Origin of the sequence: Stenotrophomonas lacuserhaii (assembly GCF_039674585.1) — a bacterium.
Classification (GTDB): Bacteria; Pseudomonadota; Gammaproteobacteria; order Xanthomonadales; family Xanthomonadaceae; genus Stenotrophomonas; species Stenotrophomonas pennii_A.
Map to the genome: position 1 here is coordinate 1 of NZ_JBDJNU010000066.1, position 10,674 is coordinate 10,674.

Consider the following 10,674-nt stretch of genomic DNA (forward strand, 5'->3'; position numbering starts at 1 on the left):
GGGTGTGGGTGTCCCTTTGTTTGTCTAATCTTTTTTTTAACACACACCTTTCCCCCACCACCCGGCCCCACCCCCACCACAAGACGGTCGACACCCACCAGAAGAGGGTCGTACCCACCACATCCCGCTTACATCAACGGTTCGTCGGACAGGTACGTGTAACCGGTCAGCCCGGCTTCCAGCGCCTCGGACAGCTCCTGCGCGCGCTCGTCCGTCAGACCTGCCGCCGCCACGCGCTCGGCGTACGTCGCGCGCAGTTCGGCCAGGCTGTAACCCACGTAGTCCAGCATCACATCGGTGGTGTCACCGCGGCGCTGCTGGGTGATCGCATAGCCCTCCGCGCCGGCACGCACTTCCACCGCATCGGTATCGCCGAACAGGTTGTGGATGTCGCCCAGGATCTCCTGGTACGCACCGACCATGAAGAACCCGATCCGGTAGCTTTCGCCGGAACGCAGCGCATGCAGCGGCAGCGAACTGTCCAGGCTCTCGTTGCCGACGTAGGTTTCCACCATGCCGTCCGAATCGCAGGTCATGTCGGCGATGATGCCGCGACGGTCCGGCTGCTCGTCCAGGCGCTCGATCGGCACGATCGGGAACACCTGGTCGATGGCCCACACGTCCGGGATCGATTCGAACACGCTGAAGTTGACGAAGTACTTGTCCACCAGCCGCTCGTTGAGCTCGTCCAGCACCGGCCGATGGCTCTTCTCGTCGAAGCTCAGGCGTGCGCGCACGGCGTGGGCGATGGCATAGAACAGGTCATCGATGCGCGCGCGCTGCGGCAGGTCGATCTGGCCCAGCGCATAGCTGGACAGGCCTTCGGCATGGAAATGCTGCGCTTCCTGGAACAGCTCGATCGCCGGGCGCTGGCCCAGTTCGGAATGGATCTCGCGCAGGTGGCGGATCGATGCCGGCTCGTCGTCGTGCTGGTCCGGCACGCGGCCTTCCATCGCCTGTTCCACTTCGGACACGTTGGCGATCAGCACCGCGTGGTGGGCGGTCATCGCGCGGCCGCACTCGGTGACGATGCGCGGCGGCTTCAGGCCGTGTTCCTTGCAGGCGTCGGCGAGCGGCTGCACGATGCTGCTGGCATACGAGTTGAGCCCGTAATTGATCGAGCAGAAGCTGCGCGAACGGGTGCCCTCGTAATCCACGCCCAGCCCGCCGCCCACGTCGACGTGGGTGATCTTCGCGCCCAGCTGCGACATTTCCACGTAGTAACGGGTGGCTTCGCGCATGCCGTTGGCGATGTCACGCACGTTGGAGATCTGCGAGCCCATGTGGAAGTGCAGCAGGCTCAGGCAGTCGGCGTATTCGGTGTCGCGCAGCGACTTCCACAGGTCCAGCAGCTGGCGCGGGGACAGGCCGAACTTGGCCTTGTCGCCGCCACTGTTCTGCCACTTGCCCGCGCCCAGCGAGGCCAGCCGCATGCGCACGCCCAGGCCCGGCTTCACGTCCAGCGCCCGGGACTCTTCCAGCACCAGCTTCAGCTCGGACGGCTTCTCGATGACGATGTAGGTCTGCAGGCCCAGTTTGCGGCCGATCAGCGCCAGCCGGATGTACTCGCGGTCCTTGTAGCCGTTGCAGACGATCAGCCCGCCCGGTCGCGACAGCGCCAGCACGGCCATCAGTTCGGGCTTGCTGCCGGCTTCCAGGCCGAAGCCTTCGCCGTGGTGGCTGGCCAGGGTGCCGGCCACGCCGCGATGCTGGTTGACCTTGATCGGGTACACGGCGGTGTAGCCGCCCGGGTACTCCCAATCGGCCTGGGCCTGCGCGAAGGCGGCCTGCAGCTTGCCCAGGCGCTGGCCCAGGATGTCCGGGAAGCGCACCAGCAGGGGCAGCTTGGCCCCGTTGGCGCGCGCCGCGTCAACCACATCGGGCAGCGAAACCACCGGGCCATCGGCCCCGGTCGGCCTCACCACCATGTGCCCGGCCTGATCCACGTCGAAGTAACCGTCCGCCCAATGCGGGATCGAGTAGGTCTTGCGGGCTTGGTCGAGGGACCAATCGGTCATTGAAGTCGGCCTGGTTGGTAAAAAAGGGGGTGCATGATAACCCCTGATCGACGAAGGGTTCGTTATCATGCGCGCCCGCGCCCGTGGTCGCTGCCCTGGACCTGAACGGGCGTGCCGCCACGCGGCTCCGCCCCCGCCAGCCCGGCTCCCATCCTCCGAAAAGGATTGCTCCTCCATGACTGACAACAGCAACTGGTATATCGAACACTTCGAGCGCACTGGCTCGGCCATCGGCTACCGCATCACCGGCAAGCTGGACGAAGTGCAGTCGCCGTTCCAGAAGATCGAGATCTTCCAGACCACCGACTGGGGCAACCTGATGACCATCGATGGCGCCATCATGTTGACCAGCAAGGACAACTTCTTCTACCACGAGATGATCAGCCACCCGGTGCTGTTCACCCACGCCGCCCCCAAGCGCGTGGTGATCATCGGCGGCGGTGACTGCGGCACCCTGCGTGAGGTGCTCAAGCACAAGAACGTGGAGAGCGTGACCCAGTGCGATATCGACGAGCAGGTCACGGTGATGGCGCGCAAGCACTTCCCGGAACTGTGCGATTCCAACGATGACCCGCGCGCCGAACTGATGTTCGACGACGGCGTGGCCTACATGGCCAACTGCCCGGCAGGCAGCGTGGACGTGGTGATCGTCGATTCGACCGACCCGGTCGGCCCCGGCGAAGGCCTGTTCAACAAGGCGTTCTACGAGAGCTGCTTCAAGGCCCTGAAAGACGACGGCATCCTGGTGCAGCAGTCCGAATCGCCGCTGATGCAGCTGGAACTGATCAACGAAATGCGCACCGAGATGGGCAAGGCCGGCTTCGCTTCGTTCAAGACCCTGCCGTTCCCGCAGCCGTGCTACCCCACCGGCTGGTGGAGCGTGACGCTGGCGCGCAAGGGCGAAAGCGGGTTCGATTTCCGCCAGTCCGACGCCGCTGCAAAGAGCTTCGATACGCTGTACTACACCGCGGCGCTGCACACCGGCGTGCTGGTGACGCCACCGTTCGTGCAGGCCGCGCTGAAGGGCTGATCGGCCCGGGGATGGGCCGGGCCGACAACCTCGGCCCAGCCTTGCGATCATCCCTACCGCGCTCGGCGGCGAACGGCCACCGTACCGTTCGCCGTTGACCTACACGCGACGTTTTCTACCCGGCGCAGAGTAGCTGCACACCCCTGCAGCGAGCGTCGACCATGGGCAGCCCGGTTTCCGATTACGCAGCGTTTCCCCCTTCGTCCGCCACGTCATGGCCGGACTTCATGGCAGCGGCCGCCCAGCAGGACTACCTGGATGCCGAGTCGGGCCTCGCCCGCGCCCTGCAACAGGGTTACAGCCACTGGTACGTGGACGGAAGCCTGCACGGCGAACGCCCGGGAGATTTCCTGCCAGAGCGCCTGGAAGCACTGCTGGAACTGATGCAGCAGACCGGCATGCGGCCGATCTACCACGGCAATTTCAAATCTCCGCTCGGCAGCGACGTTCCAGCGCTGGCCACCGCCGCGCTGCACTATGCCTGCCGCGAAATCGATATCTGCAGCCGGCTGGGCGGCGCACCACTGATCGTGCATGGCGGCGGGGTGGTGGAACCACGACTGGTTGCCGAAGTACGCCAGGTGGGGCTGCACCAGCTGATCGCCAACCTGCGCGCACTGGTTGCCTATGCCGCACCGCGCGGCGTGCAGATCTGGCTGGAGAACCTGTGCAACTACACCCGCTTCCATCCCTTCTATTACATCTGCACCACCCCCGATGAAATCGCCACGGTGCTGGAACAGGTGCCCGGCCTCCACCTTTTCTTCGATGTGTCCCACGCCTACGTCAATGGCGGCGACCCGGTCGCGATGTTCCGGCGTTTCCATCGCCGCATCGTCGGCATGTCTTTCAGTGACAACAACCAGGATCGTGACGCGCACCTTCCCCTGGGCGCCGGCAACCTGCCGTTCGATGTCCTCATAGCTGCCATCATCGAAGCGGGCTGGCGCGGCATGGTGGGATTCGAAACGCGCGGCGGCACGCTTGCAGGCAGTGTCCAGCTGCTCAACGGATTAGCCGCCCGCCGTGGCAACCGAGGGGACGCAGGATGAACGCATCGTCTTTCGTGCGCAGCAATGCGCTGCAGGGCTGCCGTGACTCCCTGCCCGTCTGCCTGACCTTCATGTTCCTGTTTTCATCGATTGGCGCGTTGGCGGGCAAGGCCGGCTTTTCTTTGCTGCAGGCCACGGCCATGACCCTCACCGTGCACGCTGCCCCGCTGCAGGCCTTGATCGTCCAGCAATCAGACACGCTGGGCATCGCCGCCCTGCTGGTGGCAACGGTATTGGTGAATTTCCGGTTCGTGATCATGTCATCGGTGCTCGCCGAACAGTTCCAGCATGTCAGCCTGGGCCGGTCGCTGCTTTCGGCCCAGCTGTTGTCGATTTCCACCTTCACGCTTTCCAGAAAATGCGGCACGGGACCGAAGGATGCATACGCCTACTACCTGGGATGCGGCATCACCACGCTAGGGTGCGCCATCGCAGCCACCGCGGCAGGCCACTACGTGGGCGCTACGCCGTCCGTCGTAGTGGCACAACTCATCGCGATCATCCTGCCGGTGCATTTCACCGCGCTCGCCTGCCACGCGCCCGGGGGACTCCAGCCACTGCAGGCGACCGTTGCCGGGTTCCTGCTCACGCCGTTGATAGGCAGCCAAATGGGAAGCCTGCATGTGCTGGTGGTGCCCTTGGCCACCGCCGCCCTGCTGCAGGCAGCAGACGCCTGCTCACGGAAGTCAGCGCCATGAACGGCTGGATCCTGATTGGTACCGCAGCGGGCGCTTCCTACCTGATGCGTTCGATCCCCTTGCTGATATTCCGACGGCTGGCGCTTGCCCCGGACAGCCCGGTGGTGCGGTTCCTCCAGCACGCCGCCTCTGCCGTGATGGGCAGCGTCATCTATCTCGCCCTGTTCGGCGAATCGTTCGCCGAAGGTCCCCTGGCTCTTTTCCATGCACCCGATGCGCTGGTGAAGCTGGCCGTCGTCTTGCTCGCGGGCGCGGTGGCCCGGTGGCGGGGCAGCGTGTTCATTCCCCTGCTTGCCGGCATCGCGTTCTATGCAGCGGCGCTGCTGGTGGGGGACTGACATGGCCGCCGCCGCGTCCGAGTGCACCGGGACCGAAGACCTCGAGGAACTGCGCGCTTGGCATGCCGCCTGCCGGGCCACCCCGACCGCGCTGGACATGACCCGCGGGCTACCCTCCCACGATCAGGTCGCGCTGTCGCACGCGCTGCTGTCACTGCCAGGACCCGCACCATTTGACAGCGGGGACGGCCAGGATTGGCTCAACTATGGTGGCCAGCAGGGCATACCCCAGTTGCGCGCCCTGCTCGCACCGTTGTTGCTCGGCGTGCCGCCCGCGCAGGCCGCAGTTGGCGGCAACAGCAGCCTGGCGCTGATGCATGCGGCCATCGGCCTGGCATGGCGCACCGGGCTGCCGGGGCATGCGCCATGGTCAGCTGCCAGGGAGGTCCGCTTCCTGTGTCCGGTGCCGGGGTACGACCGCCATTTCGCCATCTGCAGCGACCATGGCATTGCGATGGTGCCGGTGCCGATGGGCCACGACGGACCGGACATGGACCGGGTGGAGGAACACGTAGCGCAGGATCCACGCATCCGCGGAATGTGGTGCGTGCCACGCCACTCCAATCCCTGCGGAGCGATCTACAGCGCTGCAGTGCTGCGCCGGCTGGCGACGATGAACATCGCCGCGCCGGACTTCACCCTGTTCTGCGACAACGCCTACGCCGTCCATGACTTCGCTCCGCAGGCCTGCGCACTGCCGGGCCTTTACGACGCCTGTGTCGCTGCGGGAAATCCGGATCGCCCTCTGCTGTTCGCCTCGACTTCGAAGATGACCATCCCCGGCGCCGGTATCGCGCTGTTGGGAGGCAGTGCGCGCCTTCTGGACTGGTGGCTGGCGGCGCAGCACGCGTGCACCATCGGGCCGGACAAGGTGAACCAGGTCCGGCATCTGCGTTTCTTCGGCGACGCAGCCGGTGTTGCCCGCCACATGAAGCAGCACGGCCACATGCTCCAGCAGCGCTTCGCGCAGGTCCTGCAGGTCTTCGCGCGCCGGCTCCGCTTTCTAAAGGACGTGCACTGGAGCCTGCCGTCGGGGGGGTACTTCATCACTCTCTGGGTGCCCGCTGGTTGTGCCCGCCACGTGGTGAGCCTGGCCGCACAGGCGGGCGTACGCCTCACGCCTGCAGGAACGACCCACTGTGGCAGCACCGATCCCGAGGACCGTTGCCTGCGCATTGCCCCGTCCCGCTTATCGCCCGCCGACGCTGCGCGGGCCGCTGACATCATCGCGGGCTGTGTGCTTCTGGCATGTGCGGAAACCGCGACAGCTGCAGCCTGTGATACCCCCCCTACCGCGCAGGATGTCCAGCGATGAACACCACGTCCTTCGCCACATCATCGCCACGGCAGTCCACCTGGCAAGCCGCGCGCCTCAGCCGGCTGCAACGCCGCAGCAGCCGCGTGATCGTGGTCGAGCTCGCCCCGGCGAGCGACGTTCCGCTGGTGGGGTTCACTGCGGGCGCGCATGTGGACCTGGCGCTTCCGGACGGGCGGGTTCGCAGCTACTCGCTGATGAATCCGCCGCAGCATGCGAGCTGTTACCAACTGGGCATCCTGCGGGTGGCCGAAGGACGCGGCGGATCGCACTACCTGCACACGCAGCTGCGCGAGGGCGATGCCCTGCAGGTGTCACTGCCGCGCAATGCGTTCCCGCTGCATGAGCGGGCAGAGAACAGCGTGCTCATCGCCGGCGGCATCGGTATTACCCCGCTGCTGTGCATGGCCCGGCATCTTGTCGCGCGGCAGCGTCCGGTGCACCTGTATTACAGCGCGCGTTCGCGGCAGGATGCGGCCTTCCTGCAGGACCTCACCCCATTGGGCAACACGTTCACCTGCCTGTTCGACGACGAATGTGGAGGCCCGCCCGATCTCGTGCCACTACTCGCAGCGCATCCACCTGATACGCATTTTTACTGCTGCGGGCCGGGGCCGATGCTCGACGCGTTTGGGCTGGCTTGCAGGCGGCTTGGTATCACGCGCGCCCATGTGGAACGTTTCAGCGCGCCGTCGCGCCTGACCGGCAGCCCGCCTGCCAGGGGATACGACGTGGTGCTGGCGCGCTCGCGCAGACGGCTCCATCACGATGGCCAGGGAAGTCTGTTGGACTTCCTGCTGCGCAGCGGCGTCACCGTTCCCAATGGCTGCCACCAAGGCATCTGCGGCAGCTGCGCCACGCGGGTGGTCAGCGGCGAGGTCGACCACCGCGATGGCATCCTGAGCGAGCACGAACGACAGCATTCGTCACTGATGCTGCCCTGTGTGTCCGGTTGCCGAGGAACGCAGCTGGAGCTCGACCTCTAGCGGGATACAGCGATCAGATCGCCCAGATGCCCGCGATCACCGCCACCACCAGGCCCCACTTGATCGCGTGGTAGGCGAACGCACTGCGCGCACGCAGCGCCTTGGCCTTCAGCCGCACCTTGTACACGCCACCAAACGCCTTGTTCACCCCACCGGTGGGATCGCCCGGCAGGTTCGGCGAGGCGCCACCGGCCAGCAGCGTGGACGCCACCGCACGGTTGAACAGGCCAGGCAGGCCGAAGCGCAATGGACGGGCGATATCGCAGAACAGGATCACCCGGTCCTGGTCGGTCTGGTTGTGCGCGTGGTGGATGTAGGTCTCGTCGAACATCATCCATTCGCCATCGCGCCAGCTCTTCTTCACCCCGTCCACTTCGATGTAGCAGCGGTCATCATTGGGCGTGCTCAGACCCAGGTGAAGGCGCAGCGAGCCGGCGAACGGATCCCGGTGCGGGCGCAGCTCGCTGCCCGGCGGAAGCTGGGCGAACATCGCCGCGCGCACGTCCGGGATCGACTCGATCAGCGCCACGGTCTGCGGGCAGAACTGCTTGGCCGATGGGTGCGACGGGCCGTACCAGCGCAGGTAGAAGCGCTTCCAGCCACGGCGGAAGAACGAGTTGAAGCCGGCATCGTTGAAGCTGCTCGAGGCGGCGATCTTCTGCGCGTCGCGCAGCGCCAGTGCCTCGTCGCGGATCACGGTCCAGTTCTGCCGCAGCGGTTCCAGCTGCGGGAACTCCTTGCCCGGATCCAGGAACGGGGTGGTCGGCACCTTGGAAAAGAGGTACATGACCACGTTGATCGGGGCCATGAAACTGGAGTGGTCCAGCAGTTGGCGCGACCAGCGCGCGCGGACCTTCCCGCGGTAATGGATGTACAGCACGCAGGCGATGAACAGCACGGCCAGCACGATCTTGGTCATTGACGATTCCTCCGGCGGGGGCCGGACGCAGGTGGGCAGGGAACGGGCGGGCATACAGCCGCGCCGGTCACGCGCGGGGACGGGGACGTGCCGACAGGGGCGGTCCGACCAGGCGCGCAGGGAACGCGCAATGGTCGGCAGCTGGGCGGCGGCGGTCAAGCGCCGCACGGCGTTTGCAGCGTCTTGTGGGCGGCACCCACCTCCGCATTCATGTCTGGTTTGGCTACAAGCGACAGCTGCTTACAGTGCAACTCTCTGATAAATAACGGATAACAAATAACTGAGACAGAATTGTCCGAAATGACATGACGCACTGTTGCACCGCCGACGCCGTCACAATTATTTAATAGAAAACTGGTCAGTACTAAAATCAGCGCATCCGCCAATACCCCTTCCGCCGGTTCGCTTGACGCTCTGCGCCACCCACCGGGCTGTCAGAGAACGTTATGGACAACCCTGTTGCTTCCCCCTCTCCGATCTGCGGCGACGACGCCGCGATGCCGCTGCTGCTCAAGCGCGGCGAACGTTTCCTGGAACCGGACGTCTATCGCACCTGCATGGACGGACAGCCGGCCGTGGTGAAGGACTACACGCGCTATCGGGGCACCCCCCTGTCCCTGCTTGCGCGCGTTCTGGTCCACCACGAAGCCCACATGTTGCAGCGCCTGAGCGGCTGGAAGCATGCCCCCGCCCTGCTGGGCACCATCGGCGGCCTCGCGCTGGGCATGGAATTCATCCCCGGGCAGACCCTGAGCACCGCGCAGGCGGTGGGCGGTGAGGTGTTCGAACAACTGCAGCAGGCGCTGGACCGCCTGCATGCCGCCGGTATCACCCACAACGACCTGCATGGCACCAACGTGGTGGTCAGTGGAGGGGTGCCGGTGCTGCTGGATTTCACCTCGGCCTGGCGCACGCCGCGTTGGCTGCGGCGTAACCCGATCAGCCGCCAGCTGAGCCGCAGCGACCTGAAGAACCTGGTGAAGATGCGCCAGCGCCTGACCGGCCAGCGGCCCAGCGACGCGCTGGCCGCGCGGGTGGCAGACCCGGGCTGGGTGGCCGCCATCCGCCGGGGCTGGAAGCGCTTCTACGCCTGGGCAAAACGGCCCCGGTCGTGACGACCGTTGGTCGTCACGACGTTGCCCTTGCCGCTGCGCTCGCCGAGCACGGCTCGGCGCTACCGTTCTGGCCCCGGTAGTGACGGCCGCTGGCCGTCACCCCGTTGCGTTGGTGGGTGACGACCGTTGGTCGTCACGCCGTTGCCCTTGCCGCTGCGCTCGCCGAGCACGGCTCGGCGCTACCGTTCTGGCCACGGGAGTGACGGCCGCTGGCCGTCACGCCGTTGCATCTGGTGGGTGACGACCGCTGGTCGTCACGCCGTTGCCCTTGCCGCTGCGCTCGCCGAGCACGGCTCGGCGCTACCGATCAGCGGGCGTTACAGCGCGTCTGCGTCCAGTTCGCCGGTGCGGATGCGCACCACGCTGCCCAGCTCGTACACGAATACCTTGCCGTCGCCGATCTTGCCGGTGCCGGCCGCCTTCACGATCGATTCGACCACGCTCTCCACCTGATCGTCGGTCACCGCGACTTCCAGCTTCACCTTGGGCAGGAAGTCCACCACGTATTCGGCGCCGCGGTACAGCTCGGTGTGGCCCTTCTGCCGCCCGAAGCCTTTCACCTCGGTCACCGTGATCCCGGTGACCCCGCGCTCGGCCAGCGCTTCGCGCACGTCATCAAGCTTGAACGGCTTGATCACCGCCATGACCATCTTCATCGTGGATCCTCCTGTACTCGGCCGCGAGGATAGCGCCTGTGCGCCTGCAGTGGCGAGAGTATCCTTGGCATCCCTCATTCGTAATGCGCGTGGCGCCGGCTTGCCGAGCGGCCACGCGGCAGTCCCAGGAGTCCCCATGATCGACCTCAACCAGCTGGATGACCTCGCCCGCCGCCTCAGCGACCTGGTGCCGCCGGGCCTGCGCCAATCGCGCGAAGAGCTGCAGTCCACCTTCAAGAGCGCCCTGCAGGCCGGCCTGTCCAAGCTGGACCTGGTCACCCGGGAGGAGTTCGACGTACAGCGCGCGGTGCTGCTGCGCACGCGCGAGAAGCTCGATGCACTGGAACAGGTGGTCGCCGCGATGGAAAAGCCACAGCCCCCGGCTGAATAACATGAACTGCTGGACCGCCCCGCTTCGGTGGGCGGACCAGCCCTTCGGTGGGTGAGCAGCTTGCTTCGGTGGGTGACGGCCGATTGGGGGAACGCAAGGGACCCCCCGCAGGGTACGCCGCAGGGCGGGCCCCCCCCGGATAGCCCCGGTGTAAGA

Annotated in this window: 11 protein-coding genes; 8 read left to right on the plus strand and 3 right to left on the minus strand. The window is 66.1% G+C overall.

From position 1 onward, the window contains the following. Window positions 1-128 precede the first annotated feature (128 nt). Window positions 129-2,018, minus strand: coding sequence for an arginine decarboxylase (gene speA / locus ABE522_RS16815; protein ID WP_346592680.1), 1,890 nt, complete (start codon window positions 2,016-2,018; stop codon window positions 129-131). Window positions 2,019-2,193: 175 nt separating this feature from the next. Here speA and speE point away from each other — a divergent pair, with 175 nt between their 5' ends. The 6 genes from speE (at window position 2,194) to ABE522_RS16845 (ending at window position 7,437) form a co-directional block, all read left to right on the plus strand. Further along, entirely contained in the window at window positions 2,194-3,048 is an 855-nt protein-coding gene (speE, locus tag ABE522_RS16820) for a polyamine aminopropyltransferase (RefSeq protein ID WP_346592681.1), read from the plus strand. 227 nt (window positions 3,049-3,275) lie between these two features. After that, window positions 3,276-4,100, plus strand: a complete 825-nt coding sequence (locus ABE522_RS16825; RefSeq protein ID WP_346592682.1) for a sugar phosphate isomerase/epimerase family protein — start codon at window positions 3,276-3,278, stop codon at window positions 4,098-4,100. Next, window positions 4,097-4,798, plus strand: coding sequence for an AzlC family ABC transporter permease (locus ABE522_RS16830; RefSeq protein WP_346592683.1), 702 nt, complete (start codon window positions 4,097-4,099; stop codon window positions 4,796-4,798). Before ABE522_RS16825 ends, ABE522_RS16830 begins: the two co-directional genes overlap by 4 nt. Then, window positions 4,795-5,136 (plus strand): AzlD domain-containing protein, encoded by a 342-nt coding sequence (locus ABE522_RS16835; protein ID WP_346592684.1) that lies wholly within the window; start codon window positions 4,795-4,797, stop codon window positions 5,134-5,136. Before ABE522_RS16830 ends, ABE522_RS16835 begins: the two co-directional genes overlap by 4 nt. Window position 5,137: 1 nt before the next feature. Continuing rightward, window positions 5,138-6,451: an aspartate aminotransferase type Ic gene (locus tag ABE522_RS16840; protein ID WP_346592685.1), complete on the plus strand. Its 1,314-nt coding sequence runs from the start codon at window positions 5,138-5,140 to the stop codon at window positions 6,449-6,451. Further along, window positions 6,448-7,437, plus strand: a complete 990-nt coding sequence (locus ABE522_RS16845; RefSeq protein ID WP_346592686.1) for a PDR/VanB family oxidoreductase — start codon at window positions 6,448-6,450, stop codon at window positions 7,435-7,437. Before ABE522_RS16840 ends, ABE522_RS16845 begins: the two co-directional genes overlap by 4 nt. A 13-nt stretch (window positions 7,438-7,450) precedes the next feature. Here ABE522_RS16845 and ABE522_RS16850 read toward each other — a convergent pair whose 3' ends face one another. Further along, window positions 7,451-8,356: an aspartyl/asparaginyl beta-hydroxylase domain-containing protein gene (locus ABE522_RS16850; RefSeq protein WP_346592687.1), complete on the minus strand. Its 906-nt coding sequence runs from the start codon at window positions 8,354-8,356 to the stop codon at window positions 7,451-7,453. Window positions 8,357-8,802: 446 nt separating this feature from the next. Here ABE522_RS16850 and ABE522_RS16855 point away from each other — a divergent pair, with 446 nt between their 5' ends. Next, window positions 8,803-9,471: an RIO1 family regulatory kinase/ATPase domain-containing protein gene (locus ABE522_RS16855; protein ID WP_346592688.1), complete on the plus strand. Its 669-nt coding sequence runs from the start codon at window positions 8,803-8,805 to the stop codon at window positions 9,469-9,471. Between the two features lie 317 nt (window positions 9,472-9,788). Here the strand turns inward: ABE522_RS16855 and ABE522_RS16860 are convergent, their stop codons facing one another. Then, window positions 9,789-10,127 (minus strand): P-II family nitrogen regulator, encoded by a 339-nt coding sequence (locus ABE522_RS16860; RefSeq protein WP_042613243.1) that lies wholly within the window; start codon window positions 10,125-10,127, stop codon window positions 9,789-9,791. 136 nt (window positions 10,128-10,263) lie between these two features. Here ABE522_RS16860 and ubiK point away from each other — a divergent pair, with 136 nt between their 5' ends. Next, entirely contained in the window at window positions 10,264-10,518 is a 255-nt protein-coding gene (gene ubiK / locus ABE522_RS16865; RefSeq protein ID WP_057508499.1) for a ubiquinone biosynthesis accessory factor UbiK, read from the plus strand. Window positions 10,519-10,674 lie beyond the last annotated feature (156 nt).